Raw genomic sequence first — 24,145 nt, 5'->3', positions numbered from 1 at the left:
GTATCAATCTACCTTTTATTTTTATTGAACACAGAGCCACAGAGAACACAGAGTAATAAAATAATTGTGTATTAATCCTTTGTGTTTCTCTGTGGCTCTGTGTTCAATAAAAACTCTTAACGTAAACTGGTAATGGAAAAATGGTTGCGAAGAGTTAAGAAATTTTTCTCGCTGTCCTTTTCGGATAAAATGCTGCTGCTGAACGCTTTTTTCGTTGTTGCTTCGGTACGTCTCGCGCTGAAATTACTGTCGTTTTCTCGCTTTAAAAACGCTTACGCATCGGCCATTGCAACTAATGACCAAGTGGATGTTAGGGATGAAGCCATCAAGCAAACCGTTTGGGCCATCGAATCGGTGAGCCATACGTTATCAGCCGTCTGCTTGCCGCAGGCATTAGCGTTAAAGTATATGTTGCGAAAAGATAAAGCGACGGAGATAATAATTGGCGTACGAAAGAACGGAATATTCGAAGCCCATGCCTGGGTCAAGAAAAACGGAAAAATCTTGATTGGCGACTCTCCTGCTACAAATCAGCAACCATTAGACTTTCAGCCATTGTGGACGTGGCAATAAGTAGCTAAAACTAGAGTGATCGTCGTTTTGATACCTGGCATCAGGCAAGATTAATGTGCTTGACCCGCCGAAAGAATCGCCATGTCAAGAGAATAGCCGCTATACTTAGGCCTGCCAATAAGCCAACCCATACGCCAATCGCATCCATCTTAAACGGGAACGCCAGTACGTAGCTTAACGGTAAGGCAACAACCCAATAGGAAAATAACGTAATGAGCGTCGGTACATTTACGTCCGATAAGCCCCGAAGTCCACCCAGAGCTACTACTTGTACCCCGTCGGATAGTTGAAAAATTCCCGCCATAATAACCAGCGAAGAAGCAATGGCGATTACAGCGGGATTATCGCGTATATAAAGCAAGACCAACCAGTTGTTTGCGGTCAGAAAAATCAGGGCAGCGATACTCATAAAACCTACAGATAGAGCAAAAGCAGCCATACCTGCCCGCCAGACGCCTTCCCGGCTTCCCCGCCCAACGGCCGCGCTAACCCGAATGGCCGCAGCCGACGAAATTCCCGTTGCCATCATGTAAGTAACAGAGGCCATATTGATCGCGATTTGGTGAGCCGCCAGCTGAGCTTCACCCAGCCAGCCGACGATCACAACGGCTAATGAGAACGTAGCAACTTCAAAGAAAAACGTTAGCCCACCGGGGACACCAAGCCGCATAATTAACCAGGCGTCCTGGGCTGACGGCAGCGAATTAAACTCAGTGCGTAAAAAAGCTTTGAAACGCGGAGCCCGGTAAATATAAGCCAGCATGGCACCCGCCATAAAAGTTCGCGATAATAACGTAGCACAAGCCGACCCCATCAACCCAAGAGCCGGAAATGGCCCTGCACCTTTAATCAGTATGTAGTTAAACAAAGCATTGATGAGCAGAGCTGAGAGTGTAATCGTCATCGCAACGCGCGGATAACGAAGGCCGTCGCAAAGTTGACGAGCGGCCACGAAAACCAGCAACGGCAAAAGTGATACACTCAAGATCAACATAAAGTCGCGGGCTAGCAGCGTAATTTGCGGGGTTTGTCCGAACAGACTAAAATTGTAAGCCAGCAGTGCCGACAAAGCACCCAATACAATGCTAAGCAATAGAGCAACGCGCAGACCGGCCCGAAACAGTCGGTTGATTGTAGCCGGATCATTTTGACTATTTGCTTTTGAAACCAAAGCGGCCACCACCGGCAGGGCTCCAACGCCAACACAGGACATCAAGAACGAAAATGAATTAGCTAATCCAGCGGCACCGAGCGGCACAGCACCCAACAAGCGCCCAACAAACAGGTTGTCTGTTACACCCATTAAAACGACTCCCAGTTGAGCAATAATTATGGGAACGCTCAATCGAAGTGTATCGATAAGTTCAGTAAGGAGTAACGGGCGACGGGTGTGAGACATGGGGAGGAGGGTACGGGCAACAAAGATAACGGTTCTTGCTCACTTGCCTCTTTCACCTACTACCCTACGCCCCAAACCCCGTGCTACGTACCCCTTGCCCTTCGCCCCTTTCTTTGTACTTTTGTTCTCTTTATAACGAATCCGTCAAGGCCATTGAAAGAATACGGCAGTAGTATCCAAAAGTTAGTTGACAACATGGTCAACATCGAAGATCGGGAAAAGCGCACCCGTTATGCGCATATCCTGATTGAGCTGATGCGGCAGATTCACCCTAACATGAAGGATGGGCAGGACTACTACAATAAATTGTGGGACGACCTGTATATCATGTCTGGTTTTACGTTGGATGTAGATAGCCCCTACCCCCCGCCATCAGAAGAAGCTCTGGGCAAAAAACCCCAGCGAGTTCCCTATAATACGCATAACCTGAAATTTAAGCATTTCGGGCGAAACGTGGATTTATTGGTAGCTAAAGCCATTGCACTGGAAGAGCCCGACGAACGACGGGCGTTTGTTTCATACCTGACACGCCTAATGCGCACGTTTTACCAGGCATGGAACAAAGAGTCCGTTGAAGATGAGACCATTTACCAAAGCCTGATTGAACTGTCGAACGGAAAACTCTACGACGATATTAAACTCATTCGGGAACAGGGCCTGGTTGAAGCAACACCCCGTGAACGTACCGGCGATCAACCGCAACGGGTTGGCAATAATTATCGCGAAGGCAACCAGCGCAACCGGAACGATCGTGATGGTGGTTCGAACCAGGGACGACCGAACAACCGCAACGACCGCGATGGTGGGCCCGGAGCGCCACGCAATTTTAATAATCGGAATAATGGACCGGGTGCACCAAATCGCCCAAACAATCGGAACGACCGCGATGGTGGCGGACCCGGCGCGCCACGTAACTTCAACAATCGGAACCGTGGTGACGGGTCAGACGGGTCACGCGGCAATAATCGCGACCGGAACGACGGACCGAATCGCAACAACAACGATCGTCGTCGGCGGTAGTTTTCTTAATTATAAATGATGAATTATAAATGATAAAAAGGTATCAGCATTATTCATCATTTATAATTCATCATTTATAATTCCAAGAATGGCATCCTTTCAAATTACAGGCGGACGCAGACTCAATGGCGAACTCGTTCCGCAGGGAGCGAAAAACGAAGCGTTACAAATTCTCTGCGCCGTATTATTGACCAAAGAACCTGTCACGATTCATAATATCCCAAACATTCGTGATGTCAACCAATTGATTGACTTACTGGGAGATTTGGGTGTCTGGGTTACAAAAATCGGTGAAAGCTCGTACCGTTTCCAGGCCAGCGACGTTAATCTTGACTACCTGGAAAGTGATACGTATAAGCGGAAAGCAGCCGCGCTACGTGGTTCCGTAATGCTGCTCGGCCCGATGCTGGCCCGTTTCAAAAAGGGACGTATCCCCCGGCCAGGTGGCGACAAAATTGGCCGCCGACGGCTGGATACCCACTTTCTGGGATTTGAGAAACTGGGTGCCCGGTTCAACTACGATGCCAATGATGGCGGCTATTATCAGGTGGACGCCAGCAATCTGCGGGGCACCTATATGCTCCTCGACGAAGCGTCGGTAACGGGTACCGCCAACGTATTGATGGCCGCTGTGATGGCCGAAGGTATTACCACGATTTACAATGCTGCCTGCGAGCCCTATCTTCAGCAACTGTGCAAAATGCTCAATTCAATGGGCGCGAAGATTTCGGGCGTTAGCTCTAACCTGCTGACAATTGAGGGCGTTTCGGAACTGCAGGGTACCGAACATACGATGCTGCCTGACATGATCGAAATTGGTTCGTTCATTGGTATGGCCGCCATGACTCAGTCAGAAATTACGATCAAAAACTGCCAGATCCCGCAATTGGGCATTATTCCCGATCAGTTCAAAAGACTTGGTATCCAGATGGAGTTTCGGGGCGATGACATTTTCATTCCCGCTCAGGATCACTACCAAATTGAAAGTTTCCTGGATGGCGGCATGATGACCGTTGCCGATGCACCCTGGCCCGGTTTCACCCCTGACTTGTTAAGCATTGTTCTCGTAACAGCCGTACAGGCACAGGGAACGTTACTCATTCACCAGAAAATGTTCGAAAGCCGGCTGTTTTTTGTGGATAAGCTGATAGATATGGGCGCTCAAATTATCCTTTGCGACCCACACCGCGCTACGGTTGTGGGCCTAAACCGGCAAATTCCGCTTAAGGGTATTCGCATGTCGTCGCCTGATATTCGGGCGGGGGTAGCCTTACTTATTGCCGCCATGTCGGCCAAAGGAACCAGCATCATTGATAGTATCGAACAGATTGATCGCGGTTACCAACACATCGACACGCGCCTAAACGCCATTGGCGCCGAGATTATACGGTTGTAACCATTTAAATTTTCTCATCTAACTAAAACAGGTAGCAATTTTTGCTACCTGTTTTAGTTAGATGACTTCTAAGTATACTCAGTCCCAATGACTTGAATAACGATTAGAAAATACCAAATTTTAGCTTGCTTTGATTTGTCTTAAACGGCCTTCACTAAACCTTCTCTATTAATTTTTGTCTTTAGTATGTAACCCAATTAACTTACCGACGTCAAGACTTTATAAATTAATAGAAACAATGAAAACGCTAAAATCCAACGTATCAATCTGGTCACTGGCTCTCATGATGGCTGGAGGCTCGTTAGCAGCCTGCGCTCAAGCGACAACCAGCGGAGCTACCGCCAGTACGGCTAGCGGTGACCCAGCCAAAACAACACTCCTTTCTCCTTTACAGCAGACAATTACGCAACTTAAGAAATTGTCTGCGACAGGCGATCCCGACTTTGATTATGCCTTTCAGGCTAAAATTCATGCGCAGGGAACGCAGAATCTATTGAACCAGGAAATCCAGAATGGGAAAGATACAGCCTTGACACAAATGGCAAAGTCGTTGCTACCTGGCACCACAGCCGACATTACGTTACTTGATGGGACAATGCGTCAATTAAAACCGACTCGTCCTAACCAGGCCTTTACGCAGCAACAAAGTCGCAATATTGAAGCGATGAGTTTGAAACTGCAACAAACTGGCTCCAGCGATAAACTAACGAACAATCTGGATAAGAACTTTTCAGTTCTCATGCTCGATCAGCGTCAGGATGCCATCGATATGGCCACAACCTACCTGCAATATGGCAATAACGCTACGTTGAAAACGTATGCTCAGCAATTAATTGACAAGTCGAAACAGCAAATTAATTCGATTAAGGCGCAGCAGCCTAAATAAAAAGTTATTATGAATGCTGTAATGGCTGTATCTTCAAGCCGACCATTATTACATTCATGGAAGTAACTAACTCATTCATTCCAACGGCGGGCGTCGTTGGCCTTTTGCCCATGGTCACGTACTTTTTCTTAGTCGTGACCATGTTTGCGTTTATAGGAAATTTTATTTTTACGCTGTCTACACAGTCAGCTATCTCTTCAGAATACCGTGTCATACACGCGTTGACGGCAGTTATTGCAGTCGTAGCAGGAGCTTCCTACTACGTTATCCAATCCTATTACCACAACATGCTGGCTGAGTTGGCTACCGTGACGGACATCAACGACCGACAAACGCTCATTCGCGAATCATATAATGCCATTGGCCAATACCGATATATGGCCTGGGCCATTACAACACCACTGTTACTAATTCAGATAGTTTCTGTACTCAAGGCCGAGCTAATTGTGATTAAGCGCCAGCTTGTTATGCTGCTGGCAGCTAGTTTTTTCATGGTTTTGACTGGCTACATCGGTCATCAGCAACTTTCGTTTGACAACGAAATTCTTCCAGGGCCAAAGTTGATTTGGGGAGCCATTTCAGCACTGGGCTACATAGTGATTTTACTCACATTATATCGTCTCTGGAAACAGTTTGGCGACCAGATTTCACCCAATCAACAACGTACTTATCAACAAATGGCGCTCATAATCGCTACGTTCTGGAGCGTTTATTTACTTGGCTATTTACTGACAGTCGTTGACATTGATTTTAACTGGATTCATAGTATGTACACCATCGGCGACCTCGTCACCTGCATCGGGATAGGACTTTTAATATATTTTAGACGTCTGAAACCACTGGAGCAATAGCGTATGAAAGGGGTTTATTTACTGGCTATCTTAGGCCTGTTGTCAGCTTATCATATACCAGCCGTCACCAACCGCCCGGATTTTGGTCGTTTTTTTGAGGATGAAAAAATGTCGGGTTCGTTCCTGCTGTATGATCTAAAAAAAGACGCCTATACGGCTTACCGCTTCACCCGTTGTCAACAATCGTTCCTGCCTGCGTCAACGTTCAAGATTGCCAATACATTGATAGGATTGGAAACAGGTATACTTCAGGACGAAAATTCACCGATGAAATGGAACGGTGTTAAGCACGCACGGGAAGAATGGAATCGCGATAATACGTTACAATCGGCATTTCAGGTGTCATGCGTACCCTGCTATCAGGAATTAGCCCGCAAAATTGGCCTTGAGCGCATGCAATCTTTTGTCAAAAAAGCGAACTACGGCCATATGGATATCCATGCCGAAAACCTGGATAATTTCTGGCTGACGGGCAAATCGCGCATTTCGCAGATGGAGGAAGTTGATTTTCTTCGGCGGATTTATTCAGGTAACGTCCCTTTCTCGGCACATAGCCGGGCAGTGCTCAAAAAAATCATGCTGCTTGACGAAAAGCCTGCTTATAAACTGTATGGAAAAACGGGTTGGGCGACAACCATCGACGGCGCAACAGTTGATAGTCCCAACATTGGCTGGTTCGTCGGCTACGTTGAGAAAGGCGACGACGTTTATTTTTTCGCCACTAACCTCGAGCATTCCGTACCCGTACCCGATAATTTTGCTCCAAGCCGTCGCCGGATTACCGAGAAAATTCTGGCAGCGCTAACCATTCTGCCTTAGTCCCACCACTCAAACCTTGTTGCTATGCGTATTATTTACAACGTAGCGGTACTGCTTGTTCTCTTTGTCAAACAACTTGCTTTCGCCCAAAATGGCCTTGTCGTTTTTCAATCTGATTTCGGGCTGAAAGATGGTGCCGTTTCGGCCATGAAAGGTGTGGCGCTCGGTGTATCGTCGGAACTGAAACTGTTTGACCTCACACATGAAATTCCGGCTTATGACATTTGGGAAGCCGCTTACCGACTTCACCAGACAGTGCCCTATTACCCAAAAGGAACTGTATTTGTCTCCGTTTGCGATCCGGGTGTTGGCACAGAGCGGCATTCGGTGGTTATGCTAACGAACTCTGGACATTACATCGTAACACCCGATAACGGCACGCTGACGTTGGTAGCCGAACATCTTGGCATCCAGGAAATAAGACAGATTGATGAAGACATTAATCGACTAAAAAACTCGAATGCGTCGTATACGTTTCACGGTCGGGATGTGTATGCGTATACGGCCGCCCGGCTGGCGTCACGTACCATTACGTTTGAGCAGGTGGGGCCAACGCTCCCAAATGAAGTAGTTCGGTTGTCGTATCAGAAAGCAGCTTATGCAAACGGCATCGTTCAGGGCAATATCCCAGTTCTTGATGTTCAGTACGGCAATGTTTGGAGCAATATTTCCAAAGCGATGATTGACCAGCTTGGTGTTACACCCGGAGCGAAACTACGTGTCCAGATTTTCCAGAAAGACAAAATCCTGTACGATAAGCTAGTGCAACTGGTTAATACGTTCGGGGAGGTACCCATCGGTACCGACGTCGCCTACATTAACAGTCTGCTGAATTTTTCAATTGCTGTTAATCAGGGCAATTTTTCGGATAAATACAAAGTCTTCAGTGGAGCTGACTGGACGATTAAGGTGAGCAAGTGAATCAAACGCTTTGCATCGTACTTAATTTTCGATAGAATCCTTCGTCCAGCATCAACAATTCATCGTGACGGCCACGCTCGACGATACGTCCCTGATTCACCACCAGAATCTCGTCGGCGTGTTGAATTGTACTCAGCCGGTGGGCGATCACAAGTGTTGTGCGATTGGTCATCAGGCGCGTAAGTGCTTCCTGCACCAGCTTCTCGGATTCGGTATCCAGTGCCGACGTTGCTTCGTCCAGGATCAGGATGGGTGGATTTTTCAGGATTGCGCGGGCAATACTGATACGTTGTCGTTGTCCTCCCGATAATTTCCCCCCCCGGTCGCCAATCATGGTTTGGTAACCGTCGGGCTGCTCCATAATGAAGGTATGCGCATTCGCAATTCGGGCAGCGTCCATAATTTCGGCTTCCGTAGCCGTACTCCCGAAAGCGATGTTGTTGAAAATAGTATCGTTGAACAAGATACTCTCCTGCGTGACGATGCCCATCTGCTCCCGCAAGGACGCTACAGTGCAATCACGCATGTCTACGCCATCAATCAAAATCGTACCAGACGTAGGATCATAGAAACGTGGAATCAGATCGGCAATGGTTGACTTTCCTCCGCCCGATGAGCCTACCAACGCAATCGTTTTTCCCTTCGGCAGATCGAAACTTATGTCACGAAGAACAGGCGTGTCGGTGTTGTAGGCAAATGATACGTTCTGTACCGAAATCCGATCGCGGAAGGTATCCAGCGTCACAGCATTGGGTTTATCCTGAATAGCCGGTTGTGTATCGATCAGTTCAAGTACCCGTTCCCCAGACGTAAGTCCACGCTGTGACCCGCTGAAGGCGTTCGATATATCCTTGGCCGGGCGCGTCACTTGAGAGAAAATAGCGATATACGAAATGAATTCGGCCGCTGTCAGGTCTGATTGGCCGCTCAAAACCAGTGAACCGCCGTAGAATAGAATTCCGGCGACTACTGCTACGCCCATGACCTCCGAAAACGGCGATGCCAGTTCGCGCCGGTTCGCCAGGGAACGTATCGCATTTCGGTAGCCATCATTTTCGTTCCGGAATTTGTCCAGAATAAACCCTTCGGCGACAAAGCCTTTCACGACACGCATGCCACCGAACGTTTCATCCAGCAAGCTCACCAGACTACTTAGCCGTCTCTGCCCTTCCTGCGCATCCCGCTTCATCCGCCGAACGAGCGTCGCAATAAAACCGCCCGAAATTGGAATGACAATGATGGCAAATAGCGTCAGTTTGACCGAAATACTCAAAAGGGCAGTGACATAGCCCACCAGCAAAAAAACCTCTTTCGATGCGGCCGACAGCGTATTGGCAATTGAATTTTCGACCTCCTGAACATCGGTGGTGATGCGGGAAATAAGGTTGCCCTTACGCTCGTTCGAGAAAAAACCGAGATGCAGATTCAGCGTCCGGCTAAATACGGCTTCGCGCAGTTTCGCCACCATTCGCGCTTTAAACGATTCTAATTGCCTGACTGATAAATATTTGAATAAATTATTCAGCAATACAGAAATTACGATCACGATACAGACGAACTGAAGCGCACCCACTTTACCATACTGTTGAAATACGTGAGCGAAGTAGTACCGAAAAAAGCCTGTTGGCGACGTAGTGAGGGATGGGGCAGATTGGCTCAGAAACGATTGCATTTCTTTTGTATCCACCTTGTCGAATAGGATACTGAGCAGCGGAATGAGCAACGTAAAGTTCAATACACCAAACACACTAGCCACCAGCGACGTCAGTACGAATGGTGTCAGGAAGCGCCCCAGCGGTTTTGCAAACGAGAGTAAACGAAGGTAAGTTTTCATTAGTGGTGCAAAGGTAATCTGAACCAGGATTTATATGATTTTCTTGACTGACTATGATTTTATTAGCTAGCTTTCGCTGAAAGCAAAATCACAATCGGTCAAGAAAATCACACAAATCCCGGTTCAGACACTCACCGACCAATCTGTCCTGCTGCCAGTTCCTTGTACAATTGCCAGTATTCTCCAGCTACACTTGGCCAGCTGAAACCAGCGGCTCGCTTACGCAATCGGTCTTCACGTAGCGAATTCTGGCCAAAGTCATTCAGTCCATCATGGAGAATTTTAGCCATACTTTCCGGTTGGAAATTCTCAAAATAATACGCTTCCTTCCCACCAACTTCGGGCAGGCTCGTTAATTTCGAAATGAAAACTGGTTTGCCAAACGTCATAGCTTCGGCAACGGGCAGCCCAAACCCTTCAGATAGAGATGGAAACAGAAAAGCCTCACAATGGGCGTAGAGCCACAATTTAGTCATCTCTTCCACTGACCCCGGCATAATCAGCCGGTCTTCTACGCCGAGTTTCTGGGCTTGTTCACGGATATGCTGTGCGTAAGGATGGCGATCTGGACCAGCCAGCACCAGGCGATAATCCGGGAATGCCTCGAGCAATGGTAGTAGTGTGTGAACATTCTTTTTGGGATGAATAACCCCAACGAATAAGAAATAGGGACTATCACTGCTGTCCAGGAAGGCGGGTTGGGGCGTATCCGTTGGCAGGTTCTGCTCGCTAACAGCTACGCCTGTGTAAACTACTTTCAATGGCAATGCATCGGCAACATGCAGGTGTTCTCTAACTACCGAAGCGGTATAGGCCGACCCAGCCGTCAGCAGAGATGCCCGATTAATCTTGCGCTGGAGCTTGCCCAGTTTTCGTCCTTTTTTCGCTGTTGAGTAATCAGCGCGTTCCAGGAAATTAAGGTCATAAATCGTCAGCATCAACTTGGCGGGCTTACTTCCAGACTGACTGGGCAGGTAGTCAGAATCCTGATGCAGACAGTGCCAGACGTCATATTTTCCAGAAATCGAAAGTTTTTTCAGCCACGACGCTTCAATGTATTTCGCTTTGTCACCAAAAGCACCACTTATGCCTTTTGGCACAAGAAATGTCAGGTTCCAGTCGGGAGGGCATTGCCGAACAAGTTCGCGGCTGAGGTGCAGACAAACCTGGCCTAAACCACTATTCAGGTCACGCAGACGTTCGGCATCGATAAAGAGAGAGGGCATTTGTTTTTCTAATTTTGGCAAAAATGGGAAATCTTAGGAAATACACGTAGCTAATTATTCTTGCCATCGCACATAATATTCCCGAACAAGAGTCTTTCAGCATCGTCTTAGTTCGGATATTTGCGGCATGATTTTACAAAATGACTTATTGCTCCGCACCGCGCGTGGCGAGTTGACCGAACGAGTGCCGGTATGGATGATGCGCCAGGCAGGCCGTGTGCTACCCCAATATCGAGTGGTTCGGGAGCGGGCCGGAAGTTTCATTACGTTAGCCAAAACCCCTGAATTGGCCGCTGAAGTGACGATTCAGCCCGTGGATGCGTTCGATGTAGATGCCGCTATAATTTTCTCCGACATCCTGGTTGTACCTGAAGCAATGGGGCTGCCCTATGAAATGATAGAAAGTAAAGGGCCACTTTTCCCGAAAACCGTCCGCAACATGAATGACCTAAGTCATTTGCGCGTTGCCGATGCCGAAAGTGATCTGGGTTACGTACTGGATGCAATAAAACTGACAAAAAAAGAGCTGAACGGCCGGGTGCCCCTTATTGGGTTTGCCGGTGCACCGTTCACTATCTTCTGTTACATGACCGAGGGCCACGGCTCCAAAACCTTCTCGGTTGCCAAAAAGCTGCTCTATACAGACCCCGATTTTGCCCACGCATTGCTTCAGCAAATTACCGACAGCACAATTGCGTATCTACAGGCGCAGGTACGTGCCGGAGCCGACTTGGTACAGATTTTCGATTCCTGGGCTGGCATTCTATCACCGGAACAATACCGAACATTTTCGCTCCCCTACATCAAACAGATCTGCGATCTAATCACAGATGCTCCAGTTACGGTTTTTGCAAAAGGAGCGTTCTTCGCCCGACACGAAATTGGACAGTTGAGTTGCGACGTCGTAGGGCTGGACTGGAACATGGACCCGCACGAGTCACGTCAATTGATTCCCGATCGGGTTTTGCAGGGCAATCTTGACCCTTGTGTGCTTTACGCTGATTTCGCCCAGATTCGGGCGGAGGTCAAGCAGATGTTCGATGGATTTGGCCACCAGCATTACATTGCGAATCTCGGCCACGGTATCTATCCTGATACCAACCCCGACAAAGCCCGGTGTTTTGTTGATGCGGTAAAAGAACTGGGATCTATTTAGTAAATTACGTTTAAAATAATAGGGTCAAACGCAGCAGATGGACTTACTACGTTTGACCCTATTACCTAAGTAGGCCGTTACCGGTTATTTTTGCGCGGAGATAACGACTCCTTTTACTATTGAACTGGTTGGGACTGGTGGCGAATTCGTAAGCCAAACCATAATAGCTGACCCTTCTGTATGCTCATAAAAGGTATTCCCATCTATTCTACCTTCATAGGTTGAGAGAGGTTCCGTCCTGGCAGACAGTTGGAATTTACCATTCGTCTCACTCACACCAACGTCTCTCAAGGCCATGGTGGGATTGAAGCCATTTTTTGTGTAAAAGATTCCGACGCGTACTGAATCGGGTTCCTTACGATCCAACTGGACGTAGAAATCACTGACGTCAATTTTATTAATTCCCTTTACTGAATAGAGCGTATCACCATTTACTACGTAATACTGCACTACGTATTTGCCGGATGCACGAGCAGCCACATCAGAAGGCTGGTCATCTGATTGACAGCTTACCAGACCGATAAATGACAGAAATAGAATTAGTTTGTTCATGTCGTTGAGCGTTTACTACGCTAACGCTCAAGTACTTTTCTATTGTATACTTAATCGATATTTTAAAATAGACACATAGCATACAACACTCTATTCTCACTTGATATCCCCCAGTGAGAACGCAGAGTCATGAATTACAAACTCAGGCTACATCACAAATTCTCTTTGGCTTCTTCTTTCAACTGCGCTTTATTGATTGGCACCACGCCCACCGATTCACAGACCAAGCCCCCGCCGAGATTCGATAGACCAGCAATAATGGCTGGTGATTGACGTAGTGCCACGCAACAGGCCGCAATACTGATGACGGTATCTCCTGCGCCCGATACATCAGCGATTTTGCGAATGTGCGCCGGAAGTTTCAGCGTTTCATGGTTGTAGTCGATAAAAGCACCCCGCTCCGATAACGTTATCAGAGCACCTTTCAAATTCAGGGTATGTTTTAGCCGACCGACAACAGCTTCTAATTCAGTTGTATTCTCGACATCAAACGCTACGTTCAGCCCCTCCCGTAACTCTTTCAGGTTGGGCTTGAAAAGCGTCGTGTTCTGATAGGACAGAAAATTGCGTTTTTTGGGATCAACGACGGTCGGCACATTCTGCTCGTTGGCAAAATCGGTGATTTCGGCAATGGCTTCTTTACTCAGAACTCCCTTATCGTAATCCTCAAAAATAACGACGTGACAGTTCGGAATCAGTTCTTTGGCTTTGGCGACTAACTGCGCCCGCTCGTCGTCGGTAATGTATTTATCCGTTTCGGTATCGACCCGCACTACCTGCTGCGAACCGGCAATGATACGTTCCTTAATGGTCGTAATACGGTCAGCACTGCGAATGAGGCCATCGCAGTTCAACCCCCGGTCGCAGAGTTCCTGTTCGAGTTGATCACCCGGCGCGTCGGTACCGATGACGGAACAAATAATTGCTTCGGCCCCCAATGCCTGTACGTTCAGCAGTACGTTCCCCGCTCCACCCAACCGTAGCTCGCGCCGATCGACGGTAACCACCGGTACGGGTGCTTCAGGGGAAATGCGCTCAACCCGCCCCCACACGTAGGAATCGAGCATTACGTCGCCGATAATCAGTACACGAAGGTTGTCAAACTGATCGAACAACTCATCAAGGCTCATATCCAGCACCGGACTCATAGGCAAAAACAACGTAGTGAAGGCGCAAAGAAACGAAAAGTGAAGCCTTTTTCCGAAATGAGATGATACGTTCGAGTAAACGGCCTGTATTACCAACCCGTCAGCCATCTTAGCAGCAGGTCAGGTTTAAGGAAAAGGGCAATCACTGGAACTACTAACCCAACCGACAACCAAACGGCAGCTTTGGGAAGTGGAACAGACTTTTGGGTAATACTCGCCGACCGAAAGAACAGGAGAAAGGGAATCTTCAAATAATAGACTAATGAAATCAGCGCATTCAGCAAACCGAGTACAAACAGGGCCAGCAGCCAGGCATCGCCACTCCGTTGATAAGCTTCGTAAAGAGCCGAGAATGAGAGGAGCTTGGCCGTAAACCCAACGGTTGGGGGAAGTCCTGTCAGCGCCAGCATAACCACCGTCAGGGTAATGGACAATACAGGCTGTTTGGGGCCAAGACCTGCAAAGTGACTGATTGTTAGATCGCTTCCGTTGCTTTGAGCCAGTAAATCAATCAGAAAAAAAGCGGCTAGCGAGATAAATAGATACGTTCCTACGTAGAACAGGACAGCCTGAAAACCCGCATCGCTTAACGCCACGACGCCTACTAGTAAAAAGCCCGCGTGGGCAATAGTCGAATACGCTAGCAGTCGCTTCGCATCCGTTTGACGTAGCGCCGACAGATTACCAATTAAAATGCCCGCCAGCGCCAGGACGGCCAATGGTGTTTGCACGACCATGGCGGTAGCTCCACCTAACGGCGACTCCGCTGGTAATGCCGTTACAACCCGCATCAAAACCAGTATCGCAGCCGCCTTGGGTCCAATTGAAAAGAAAGCCGCAACGGGTACCGGTGCGGCTTCGTATGCGTCGGGCGTCCAAACGTGAAACGGTACGCCAGCGAGTTTAAACAACAGACCGGCCATCGTCAGCAACAATGCTACAGCTACTACCGATGTATCCTGCCCGGCGAGTTCAGCGCCAAACGAATTGGCCGTGATGTCGAGTGTGCCGGTCATGCCATACAGCAGCGACATGCCGTAAAGCATAATGGCCGAACTGATGGCACCAAATAGGAGGTATTTGATCCCTCCTTCCGACGCTTTCCGGTTAGCCGTGAGAGCCGTTAACAGATAGGAGCAAATGGAAACCAGCTCGATGCTCAGATAGATACTGAGCATATTTACTGACATCGCCATCAGAAACAGCCCCAATGTCATGGCAACCAGTAGAGAATACCATTCGAGAGGTAATCTTGATAATCCAGTTTCCTCCTCTCGCTGGACGGTCAAAAACTCATAGATCAACACAAAAACAGCACTCAACGCGATTAGTACCTGAATAAAAATGGCCTGATTATCGACAAACAACAGGTGCATGAACAGGTACCCACGTGTTGGCAGCAGAACAGTCCAAATACCCGCAATCACTACCGCGCCAACGCTCAAACCAGCCAGTAATCGGCGGGCCTGAGTCCGACTGCTACGTAGCATAATCAATTCTGCCAGCAATAGCACACAGAACGATGCCGACAGCCAGACCTCCGGCCCGAAGCCGCCAAGGCTATTGATGATGTCGTTTAATTGATCGGTAAGGGACAAAATAGTTTTTAGTCGATAGTCGTCAGTCAGCAGTCTCAGTTATGGTCTATTAAACTGACGGCTATCGACTGTTGGCTTTATTTAAATCATTCCATCCTCACCTGGCTGGCCGTCGTATTCATGCAGGTGAACGGGAGTTTGTTTCTTGCGGAGACGGATATTGAGAAATTCGACCAGCAGCGAGAACGCGATAGCGAAATACAGATAGCCTTTAGGTACGGTACCAACTTCCTGATCGAAAATAACAACTTCCGACAAATGCGCACCCTCGGCCACCAGCATGAACCCGATCATAATCAGGAACGCCAGGCCCAGCATTTGAATGGTGGGGTGTTCGTTGACAAATGACCCTACCGGACCCGCAAAAAACATCATGATTAGAATCGATAGCACTACGGCAATCATCATGATGGTCACATTCTGGGTCAGACCGATGGCCGTCAGGATAGAGTCAATCGAGAAAACGATGTTCGTAATCGCAATTTGCGTCACTACGCTCGAAACGGTCGATTTACCTTTTGTGCTACCTTCCAGTTCCTCATGGTCAGTACCTTCCAGCTTGTGGTGAATTTCGGAGGTAGCTTTGTAGAGCAGAAACAGTCCACCCGCGAATAGAATCAGGCTCTGGCCTGTGAAGGCCGCTTTGAACCAGCCTGCGTCGATGTGGGTGAATGGTTTGCTGAGGGAAATAACAAATGAAATCCCCAGTAGCAGCACTAATCGGAAACCCATGGCCAGCGCCAGGCCGATATTTCGGGCTTTGCCCTGATCCTGACGAGCCAGTTTATTGGCGGCAATGGAAATAAAAATGATGTTATCAATACCCAGAACAATTTCTAGAAATGTCAGGGTAAGTAAGCTGATAATGGACGCAGCAGTAAAGAGATCGCTCATTGGTTAAGCTGAAGTGGAAGCCAAAATTACCCGCTTCGGACCGGGTCTGCAACAACTTGTTTAAGAAAGAGCCACGAAACGGACGAAAGGTGCGTAAATACTAGTGAGTGGTAAATTTTACCGGGTTGTTATACAAACCTGAAAGACACTATTCAAAGGCAAAATCCGAGTTCATAAATAGGAGATGTTTAAGGACATTTGGTAGCTTTGGAGGCAATCAGTAACATATTTACCCTTATACGCGTTTATGGTGGGAAACCTTGTTGCCCCGATGCAACATTAAATTAGTTTCCTCCCAGCCGGAAAATTCATTTATTGTGTCGAAGCTACTTGTTCGTGTTCTTCTTGGTTTGCTTGCCATCGTGCTGCTGCTCGTGGGCTTTGTAGTGCTTGTTACTACAACCCCCTGGGGTCAGCAATTCGTAACGAAACAGGTAAATTCGTACCTCGCCGGAAAAATAAAGTCACCGTTCCATATTGGGCGCATTAGTTATTCCATTCCCGATTGGCTCGAACTGGAAGATGTATTTTTCCAGACACCCAAGGGCGATACGTTGATTAATGGCGGCCGGATGCGGGTAGACCTCGATATGTGGGGGTTACTCAACAATCGCGTTTCCCTAAACCAGATCGAATTTGAACATATTCGACTGAATATCAGCCGCACTTTACCTGACACTACGTTCAATTTTCAATACCTGGTTGATGCCTTCACGACCGCGGGACCCGCTGCACCTGTTGACACAGCGGCTACTCCGATGCTCATCAATCTGAATGGGATTGCACTCACCGACGTTCGGATCAAGTACGTAGATGATGTGACGGGGGCAGACGTCAATACGTACGTAAATAAGCTTCAGGCTACATTCAGTGAAAGTGATGTTGCCAAATCAAAATATCACCTGTCGAGTGTCGATGTGGACGGGTTAGATGCCTACGCCCGGCTCTACGAAGGCTTACCAACCCCCCCCAGCGCGCCCAGCAAACCGGGTGATACGCTCGATCTGGGGTTAGGGAAATGGCAGGTCAGGAACGCCAAATGGGACGTTCGGGTGGAGACGGCTGATTTCAAAACAAAAGGCAGTGCGGAGCGACTGGCGATGGAATCCGATTATTTTTACCTGGATGGCGAAAAAATTGGCATCAAATCGCTTGAGTTAACCGGGGGCGATATAACCGCGATTTTAACGAAGCCAGCAAAGAAAGCAACAACGACTACATCAACAGCCTCAACACCAGCCACTATAGAGACCGGGGCACCGGGCTGGCAAGCCAAACTTACCAATGTCCGCTTTGCTGATAACCGCATTCGGTATGAAGACGAAACGGCACCCCGACAGAAAACGGGATTAGACTACAGTCACCTCGACCTTCAGAATCTGGGCATTGATGGGCGTTTTCTTGTCTATCAGGATTTAGGTAAGCGTGGGCAACGTATCAGCGGTCAGGTTAGCAAAGGTCGCTTCCGGGCGACGAGTGGATTTGTGCTCCAGCAACTCGATGGGAATCTCCTGTACACCGACACGACAACGACGCTGACGAAGCTTTACATTCAAACGCCAACCTCCCTCATTCGGGACCAGATGGTGCTACGGTACGATTCTCTGGGGCAGTTGAGCGACCCGCGTTTTGCAAAACGGGTGGGTGTTCGGGTCAATCTGCGCCAAAGTCGGTTGTCGGTAGAGGATGTCCTGCAACTGGCTCCATTTCTGGCCGATACGCCACCCTTCGCAGGAAACCGTGGAGGTGTTTTCAAAGCGAATGCTCAGGCGACCGGTACGTTGGCTGCGTTAAATTTGCCGCGCGTCGAGCTGGAAATGTTATCCGGCACGAAACTTAGAGGCAGCGGTCGTTTGGCCAACGTAACCGATCCCGATCATCTTGGCATAGATATGACGGTGCAGGAAGCGACCACTACGTTAGCTGACATCAATAAACTGGCCCCGAAAGGGTCAATTCCGTCGTCGATTGCGCTGCCACCTTCGCTAAAACTGACGGGCAAAATCAATGGTCAGTTAAACGATCTTATTTTAGATGCCAAGCTGAATACGGAATGGGGTACCGCCGGTTTCGATGGCCGATTGGCTGGATTCGTAGCCGGTAAAAACCAGACGTATAAAGGAACGCTCAATCTCAATGAGTTCGATGCGGGCAAGTGGCTAAAGCAAACGGGCACCGTTGGTAAAGTAACCGGTCGCGCTACGGTCGATGGTCGCGGCATTGACGTTAAAACACTGACAACCAACTTTGATCTGGCCATACAATCAGCGGATTTGAGCGGCTATACGTACCAGAACCTCGTGGCCAACGGAAAATTGTCGAATGGCAATCTGACACTTGTGGGTAACCTTAAAGACCCCAATGCCAACCTATCGCTGGATATTAAAGCGGGTTTACAAAGCGATTTCCCAAGTGTTGCGGGCGAAGCGGTCATAAATGAGTTGAATCTGCAACAGCTTAAACTGTATAAAGACCCGCTATCGCTTAAAGGTAGAATTGTGCTGGATATGGCTTCGACCGATCCGGCCAAACCTGTCGGTACGATTTCAGCAGGAGACGCCGTCGTTACGTTACAGGGAAAGGATTATCCGGTCGATTCGCTGTATGCCAAACTATCAGCCGATGGGTTGACAAAGAACGTAGTAGCCCGGTTACCGGGCGCCAAACTGCGCCTGAACGGGCAGTTTGAGTACACGCAGCTTTACGACATTGTGGCGGGGGAACTCAGCCAGTACATTGCCTTGCCTGCGTTGACATACAAGAAAATTCCACCGCCACACGCATTTACGCTGGGGTTAAAAGCGTACCAAAATCCACTACTTCAAGCGTTCGTTCCGGCACTGACCCGCTTGGATACGGTAAGGATGGACGCTTATCTGGACAGTAGCCGCGATACAACTTTTTCGGCTACCCTTCAATCCGGCCTTATTGTTTATGATACCATTACGGTACAGGGAAGCAGCCTGGCGTTGCGGGGTGCCAACAATCAGTTGCTGGTGAATGGGCGCGTAAATGGCGTATTATATAAAGGACTCACCATTCGCGAGACGGATTTGACGGGCACGGCAGACAACAACCAGTTCCGGTTTGCGGTAGTCAATAAAGATTCGATCAATCAGGATTTGCATGGATTATCGGGCACGCTCAGCGTTGTGGACTCCAGTTACCGGTTTCAGTTTGCCCCCAATGGCTTGTTAACAAATTATCAGCGCTGGCAAACGGATACCAGCGGTTACGCTCAGTATAGCAATGATGGCGTATTGATCAATAGAATTCACCTGGAAACTGACCAGCAATCGCTCGAAATAAGTAACACAGAACCCTACGGCAACGCTCCCATTCGGGTTACCGCCCGCGCCATTGAACTGGCGAATCTGGCGAGGCTTGCCAATCAGGACACCACATTGGCCAGTGGTCAGCTCAATGGGACCATCATTGTGCGCGACTACATGGGTACCACTAGTAATCTGGCCTTTACGGGGTCGATCTACGTCGATAGTTTACAAGTCATGAGTAAACCGATTGGCAACCTTACGGCTCGTTTCAATAACGGTAGTGACGGACGTATCAGTGTCAACACAGCACTGGTGGGAACTTACAATGATGCTAGTGTCACGGGGTTTTATGATCCATCCAATGCTAAACAAGCGCTCGATCTGGCCATTAAACTGAAGCGGCTGGATGCACGCACGATCGAAGCCTTCAGCTTTGGGGAGCTTCGACAGGCGAAAGGCCAACTCACGGGCGACTTTACCGTTGCCGGTGCCATCGATAACCCAGTAATGGATGGCAGTGTAGCGTTCGATTCCGTAGCGTTTAACATCAAGCAGCTCAACGCTACGTACCATATCGATCAGGAGAAATTAGCCTTTTCGGGTCAGACTATTACGTTCGACAAGTTCAAACTTCGCGACAGCCAGAATCGAATCTTAACCACTGACGGTACGGTTGTCCTGAAAAACCTACCCAACGCTGCCTACAATCTACGCGTTCAGGCCGACCATTTTGAGGTGTTGAATGCGGCCCGAAAAGATAATGACTATGCCTACGGCCAAGCGTCTATCAGTGCCGATCTGCGGATTAAGGGTGCCGGTTCCAACGCATCCATAAATGGCAAAGTCAAGCTCGAAGAGGGCAGTAAAATTTCAATGGTGCTGCCTGACCAGTCGACGGATGTGGCCGAGGCTAACAAGATTGTTACGTTTATCGACAACAAAGATTCGCTGGCACTGGCGAAATACATATATCGCCCTAAATCAGATACCGTAAAAACAACCCGGCTGGCGTTCGACCAGCTCAGCAATTCAACCATCTCGCTCGATCTGGAAGCCGACGAAAAATCGGAGTTAACCATCATTGTCGATGAACTCAACGGCGACTATCTGCGAGCGCGGGGCAATGCTCAGCTTAATGTGGGTATCAATGCAGCCGGGCAGATGACAGTGCTAGGTCGTTACGACGTGACGGAGGGCGAATATTCCCTGACGTATCAGGTGCTGAAGCGCCAGTTTAAGATTCAGAAGGGTGGATACATCAGTTTTTCGGGTGATCCGCTCAAGGCCGACATCAACATCACGGCTGTTTATCAGGTATCAACATCACCTGCCGACCTGATTGGTAGTGAGTCCACTACGTTGCCGAATAACGCGGCTAACCGGAAATTACCATTCAACGTAGCACTGACCATCGGCAATAACCTGGCCGCTCCGAAACTGGGCTTTGACATCCGCTTGCCAGAGGTTGAGGATAACACCAGTGCATCGGCGTCGAGCGAATTTGGTACCCAGATCGAGAATAAGCTGAAAACGCTACGTCAGGATGAGTCGCAGATGAACAAGCAGGTTTTCGCGTTGCTGATTCTGAGCCGATTCTTACCCGAAAACACCTCTGATTTTTTCTCTGGGTCTAACTCTGGTCTGAATTCGCAGGCGGAAGGCATTGCCCGGAGTAGCGTGAGTAAACTTATATCGGATCAGTTGGGCCGTCTGGCTTCGGGTATTCTAAAAGGCTTTGACGTAGACTTTAATTTATTATCGGAGAATAACATCGCCAGTAATAGCGGGGGTACGGGTGCCCGTACGGACCTGAATGTGGGCCTTTCACGAAGCTTTCTGGAAGGTCGGGTAACCGTATCGGTCGGAAAAAACTTTGTCCTGGAGAACACAACAGGGACGGCTAACCCCAACCAGGTGTTCGATAACATATCCGTGAACTACAACGTATCGCGCGATGGGCGATACGTGCTACGGGCTTACCGGCGAAATGACTACCAGGCCGTATTGGATGGTTATATTATTGAGACAGGCGTTGGCTTCGTCATTACGTTAGACTATAACACCCTGACCGACATTTTCCGGCGGTCATCGAACGGCCCCTCGCTGAATTAATTTACTATGAAGTACCTATCAAGCATAATTGGTCGTATAGGGTTGTTCGTCCTAGTGGCAAAACAACCTGAATCGCCCTATCGTGCCTTTTACCGATTTCCCACGTCTGTTGGCATTTTGCTTCTGGCGGTTCTACTCAACAGTTGTAATATTGGCAAACACTTGCCTGCTAATGAACGGCTGTACATGGGAACGGACATCAAGCTCAATGCCGATTCAACCGTTACTGAAAACGAGAAAGAAGCCATTCAGGAGCAGTTAGCCACACTAGCCCGTCCTAAGCCTAACAAACAGCTCTTTGGCTTTCCTTACAAAGTCGGCTTATATTACTTATTTGGCGAGCCGAAAAAGAATGGTTTTCGAGCCTGGTTTCGGAAAAAATTTGGCGAAGAACCCGTTCTGGCAAGTGCAAAAGCCATTACGTCGAACATCCCCGTCTGGAAAGCGACCCTTCAGAATGACGGTTACTTTGGCTCCAACGCAACGGGATCGTTAAAAGAAAGTGGATACAAAGCACGGGGTGTTTATGAGGTTGATGTTATGCCCCGGTACCGCATCGACTCGGTGGCCTTTATCGTCGATTCGTCTGACGTTCGGAAAGCCTTACGCGCTTCGGGCCGACGAACAGTGCTGAAAAAGGGCGATCCTTACAGCCTGGATAATATTAAAATAGAGCGGGAACGTATCAGTCAGTTTATTAAGCAACGGGGCTTTTATTACTTTTTACCTGATTATTTGGGTGTGCTGGCCAATAATGATTCGGTAAAACACCGCACCTCGCTCTTCGTGTATATCAAGCCCGATGTACCTGACGCAGCTGCCGTACCGTATACCATCCGCGACGTATTTATCTACCCAAATTATAATCTGTCTACCGCCCAGCAGGACACCAACAAACGCCGGGCTTATCAAACCAATGAGCGTTTTAGGATCGTTGATTCTACCCGTATTTTCAATCCGAAGTTATTCCGTGACATCATGACGGTGCAACCCGGCAGACGCTACAACAGCCGGGCGCAGGATTTAACGCTTTCTCGCTTTATTAATGTGGGCGCTTTCAAGTTTGTCCGAAACCGCTTTGACCCCGACCAGCAGGGCGATTCGGCTGTATTGGATGTGCATTATTACCTGACACCTTATCCGGCGAAATCCATTCGCCTGGAGCCCGACTTTACCTCACGGTCTAACAACTTCAATGGTACGCAGCTTACGCTTAGCTGGCGCAATCGAAACACGCTCAGGCGCGCCGAACTCTTGACCATCAATGGTACCGCCGGGATTGAATTTCAGGTAGGTGCCGGTACGCAGGGCATAACAAATTACCGCTTAGGACTCGAAGGTGTCCTAAGTTTTCCCCGCCTGGTGAGTCCCGTACGCTTCAATTACGATCAGCGGCAGGCGCTTCCCAAAACCAACGTAACGCTGGGCTATCAAACGATCATTCGGGGTGGTTTATACCGGATCAATTCCTTCCAAACAACGTTTGGTTATTCCTGGCGTCAGAGCCAGCAGGTTGAGCACACGTTTATACCCTTGAGTGCAAACTACGTTTATGTGCCACTTAATAGTGTCGGCGATCGTGTATATGAAATTCTGGCTGATACAGCCATTTCACAAATTGTTAAGCAACAATACATAACCACTGTTTTTAATTCCGACCAGCTTATACTGAGCTCGTTATATTCGTTTAACTATAATTCGTCGCCCCGTTCAACCTCGCCCAATACGTTTCGGTTTAATGCCAATGCCGAAGTGGCAGGTAACGTAGCAAGCCTGTTCTTCCGTAAACCGTTAGAAACTGATCCAAGGAATGGCATTTTTGGTGTTCCTTATGCGCAATACTTTCGGGTAGATGCCGATGCCCGATTTTACCGTAAGTTGACCAAAAGCGTTACGTGGGCAAACCGTTTTTTTGCGGGTCTTGGCCTTCCCTATGGCAATTCCAATGGCTACCAATTACCGTTTACCAAGCAATATTTTGTGGGCGGTAGCAACAGCATCCGGGCATTCCGTCCCCGCGCCATTGGGCCAGGCTTATTCACCCGCGATACGCTTCGCAACCTGCCTGCTTTTCAGGACGGCGGGGGCGACATTAAACTGGAAGCGAATACGGAGATACGGGCAAAATTCACGAAATACCTAGAGGGCGCTGTATTTGTTGATGCGGGTAACGTATGGACGTATTACAACCTTCCAAACTTCGAAGGCGACGTAGAAACATTTTCCTCTAATTTTTACAAGCAGATAGCTATCGGAACCGGCATTGGCCTTCGAATCGATTTATCGTATTTCCTGGTACGTTTCGACCTGGCTACACCCCTGCGCAAACCCTACAAAACGAACGGCAGTGAATGGGTCACAAAGCTCATTGACTTCGGTAGCACTGACTGGCGAAAACAAAACCTGATCCTTAACATTGCAGTCGGCTACCCATTTTGATTTTTAAACACAAAGGCACAGAGAACACAAAGAAGATCAAAACTCT

17 protein-coding genes are annotated in these 24,145 nt (G+C 48.5%); 10 read left to right on the top strand and 7 right to left on the bottom strand.

Annotated elements, in window-relative coordinates:
- Nucleotides 1-132 precede the first annotated feature (132 nt).
- Nucleotides 133-573, top strand: coding sequence for a lasso peptide biosynthesis B2 protein (locus BM202_RS18765; RefSeq protein ID WP_093828911.1), 441 nt, complete (start codon nt 133-135; stop codon nt 571-573).
- Between the two features lie 40 nt (nt 574-613).
- Here the strand turns inward: BM202_RS18765 and BM202_RS18760 are convergent, their stop codons facing one another.
- Nucleotides 614-1,972 (bottom strand): MATE family efflux transporter, encoded by a 1,359-nt coding sequence (locus BM202_RS18760; protein WP_093828909.1) that lies wholly within the window; start codon nt 1,970-1,972, stop codon nt 614-616.
- A 195-nt stretch (nt 1,973-2,167) separates the two neighbouring features.
- Between BM202_RS18760 and BM202_RS18755 the strand changes: the two genes are divergently transcribed.
- The 6 genes from BM202_RS18755 (at nt 2,168) to BM202_RS18730 (ending at nt 7,865) form a co-directional block, all read left to right on the top strand.
- Complete coding sequence (locus BM202_RS18755) at nt 2,168-2,992, top strand: DUF4290 domain-containing protein (RefSeq protein ID WP_394333799.1); 825 nt, start codon at nt 2,168-2,170, stop codon at nt 2,990-2,992.
- An 88-nt stretch (nt 2,993-3,080) separates the two neighbouring features.
- Nucleotides 3,081-4,388, top strand: coding sequence for a UDP-N-acetylglucosamine 1-carboxyvinyltransferase (gene murA / locus BM202_RS18750; RefSeq protein ID WP_093828905.1), 1,308 nt, complete (start codon nt 3,081-3,083; stop codon nt 4,386-4,388).
- A 238-nt stretch (nt 4,389-4,626) separates the two neighbouring features.
- A complete protein-coding gene (locus BM202_RS18745; RefSeq protein WP_093828903.1) occupies nt 4,627-5,274 on the top strand; it encodes a DUF305 domain-containing protein in 648 nt (215 codons plus the stop codon).
- 56 nt (nt 5,275-5,330) lie between these two features.
- On the top strand, nt 5,331-6,125 hold the full coding sequence (locus tag BM202_RS18740; RefSeq protein WP_093828901.1) for a bacteriorhodopsin: 795 nt from the start codon (nt 5,331-5,333) through the stop codon (nt 6,123-6,125).
- Between the two features lie 3 nt (nt 6,126-6,128).
- Complete coding sequence (gene blaOXA / locus BM202_RS18735; protein WP_093828899.1) at nt 6,129-6,944, top strand: class D beta-lactamase; 816 nt, start codon at nt 6,129-6,131, stop codon at nt 6,942-6,944.
- Between the two features lie 24 nt (nt 6,945-6,968).
- Complete coding sequence (locus BM202_RS18730) at nt 6,969-7,865, top strand: SAM hydrolase/SAM-dependent halogenase family protein (protein ID WP_093828897.1); 897 nt, start codon at nt 6,969-6,971, stop codon at nt 7,863-7,865.
- Between the two features lies 1 nt (nt 7,866).
- Here BM202_RS18730 and BM202_RS18725 read toward each other — a convergent pair whose 3' ends face one another.
- Both BM202_RS18725 and BM202_RS18720 read right to left on the bottom strand, forming a co-directional pair.
- Nucleotides 7,867-9,699, bottom strand: coding sequence for an ABC transporter ATP-binding protein (locus tag BM202_RS18725; protein ID WP_093828895.1), 1,833 nt, complete (start codon nt 9,697-9,699; stop codon nt 7,867-7,869).
- A gap of 131 nt (nt 9,700-9,830) precedes the next feature.
- The gene (locus tag BM202_RS18720; RefSeq protein ID WP_093828893.1) at nt 9,831-10,925 is read right to left on the bottom strand and encodes a glycosyltransferase family 4 protein; all 1,095 of its coding nucleotides are present in this window, start codon (nt 10,923-10,925) and stop codon (nt 9,831-9,833) included.
- 127 nt (nt 10,926-11,052) lie between these two features.
- Between BM202_RS18720 and hemE the strand changes: the two genes are divergently transcribed.
- Nucleotides 11,053-12,081 carry a uroporphyrinogen decarboxylase gene (hemE, locus tag BM202_RS18715; protein WP_093828891.1) on the top strand — a complete coding sequence of 343 codons (1,029 nt, stop codon included), beginning with the start codon at nt 11,053-11,055 and terminating at the stop codon, nt 12,079-12,081.
- An 84-nt stretch (nt 12,082-12,165) separates the two neighbouring features.
- Here hemE and BM202_RS18710 read toward each other — a convergent pair whose 3' ends face one another.
- The 4 genes from BM202_RS18710 to BM202_RS18695 all read right to left on the bottom strand — a co-directional run bounded on the left by BM202_RS18710 (nt 12,166) and on the right by BM202_RS18695 (nt 16,273).
- On the bottom strand, nt 12,166-12,633 hold the full coding sequence (locus tag BM202_RS18710) for a hypothetical protein (protein ID WP_093828889.1): 468 nt from the start codon (nt 12,631-12,633) through the stop codon (nt 12,166-12,168).
- A gap of 152 nt (nt 12,634-12,785) precedes the next feature.
- Entirely contained in the window at nt 12,786-13,781 is a 996-nt protein-coding gene (locus BM202_RS18705; protein WP_093828887.1) for a bifunctional heptose 7-phosphate kinase/heptose 1-phosphate adenyltransferase, read from the bottom strand.
- Nucleotides 13,782-13,870: 89 nt separating this feature from the next.
- Nucleotides 13,871-15,379 carry an NADH-quinone oxidoreductase subunit N gene (locus tag BM202_RS18700; RefSeq protein ID WP_093828885.1) on the bottom strand — a complete coding sequence of 503 codons (1,509 nt, stop codon included), beginning with the start codon at nt 15,377-15,379 and terminating at the stop codon, nt 13,871-13,873.
- Between the two features lie 81 nt (nt 15,380-15,460).
- Nucleotides 15,461-16,273, bottom strand: a complete 813-nt coding sequence (locus tag BM202_RS18695; RefSeq protein WP_093828883.1) for a TerC family protein — start codon at nt 16,271-16,273, stop codon at nt 15,461-15,463.
- Between the two features lie 317 nt (nt 16,274-16,590).
- Here BM202_RS18695 and BM202_RS18690 point away from each other — a divergent pair, with 317 nt between their 5' ends.
- Both BM202_RS18690 and tamL read left to right on the top strand, forming a co-directional pair.
- Entirely contained in the window at nt 16,591-21,660 is a 5,070-nt protein-coding gene (locus BM202_RS18690) for a translocation/assembly module TamB domain-containing protein (RefSeq protein ID WP_093828881.1), read from the top strand.
- Between the two features lie 54 nt (nt 21,661-21,714).
- Complete coding sequence (gene tamL, locus BM202_RS18685) at nt 21,715-24,099, top strand: translocation and assembly module lipoprotein TamL (protein WP_317039702.1); 2,385 nt, start codon at nt 21,715-21,717, stop codon at nt 24,097-24,099.
- Nucleotides 24,100-24,145: the final 46 nt, after the last annotated feature.

This window comes from Spirosoma endophyticum (genome assembly GCF_900112365.1).
GTDB classification, from domain to species: Bacteria; Bacteroidota; Bacteroidia; order Cytophagales; family Spirosomataceae; genus Spirosoma; species Spirosoma endophyticum.
Note: the sequence above shows the minus strand (reverse complement) of the source record. Positions and strands in the feature narration are given on the sequence as shown.

Excerpts from the sequence above, each read along its gene's own strand:
- BM202_RS18710 (WP_093828889.1), bottom strand. The coding sequence starts at position 12,633 with ATGAACAAACTAATTCTATTTCTGTCATTTATCGGTCTGGTAAGCTGT.
- BM202_RS18730 (WP_093828897.1), top strand. The coding sequence starts at position 6,969 with ATGCGTATTATTTACAACGTAGCGGTACTGCTTGTTCTCTTTGTCAAA.
- BM202_RS18765 (WP_093828911.1), top strand. The coding sequence starts at position 133 with ATGGAAAAATGGTTGCGAAGAGTTAAGAAATTTTTCTCGCTGTCCTTT.
- BM202_RS18705 (WP_093828887.1), bottom strand. The coding sequence starts at position 13,781 with ATGAGTCCGGTGCTGGATATGAGCCTTGATGAGTTGTTCGATCAGTTT.
- BM202_RS18760 (WP_093828909.1), bottom strand. The coding sequence starts at position 1,972 with ATGTCTCACACCCGTCGCCCGTTACTCCTTACTGAACTTATCGATACA.
- BM202_RS18740 (WP_093828901.1), top strand. The coding sequence starts at position 5,331 with ATGGAAGTAACTAACTCATTCATTCCAACGGCGGGCGTCGTTGGCCTT.
- BM202_RS18755 (WP_394333799.1), top strand. The coding sequence starts at position 2,168 with ATGGTCAACATCGAAGATCGGGAAAAGCGCACCCGTTATGCGCATATC.
- BM202_RS18745 (WP_093828903.1), top strand. The coding sequence starts at position 4,627 with ATGAAAACGCTAAAATCCAACGTATCAATCTGGTCACTGGCTCTCATG.
- BM202_RS18695 (WP_093828883.1), bottom strand. The coding sequence starts at position 16,273 with ATGAGCGATCTCTTTACTGCTGCGTCCATTATCAGCTTACTTACCCTG.
- blaOXA (WP_093828899.1), top strand. The coding sequence starts at position 6,129 with ATGAAAGGGGTTTATTTACTGGCTATCTTAGGCCTGTTGTCAGCTTAT.
- murA (WP_093828905.1), top strand. The coding sequence starts at position 3,081 with ATGGCATCCTTTCAAATTACAGGCGGACGCAGACTCAATGGCGAACTC.
- BM202_RS18725 (WP_093828895.1), bottom strand. The coding sequence starts at position 9,699 with ATGAAAACTTACCTTCGTTTACTCTCGTTTGCAAAACCGCTGGGGCGC.
- hemE (WP_093828891.1), top strand. The coding sequence starts at position 11,053 with ATGATTTTACAAAATGACTTATTGCTCCGCACCGCGCGTGGCGAGTTG.
- BM202_RS18720 (WP_093828893.1), bottom strand. The coding sequence starts at position 10,925 with ATGCCCTCTCTCTTTATCGATGCCGAACGTCTGCGTGACCTGAATAGT.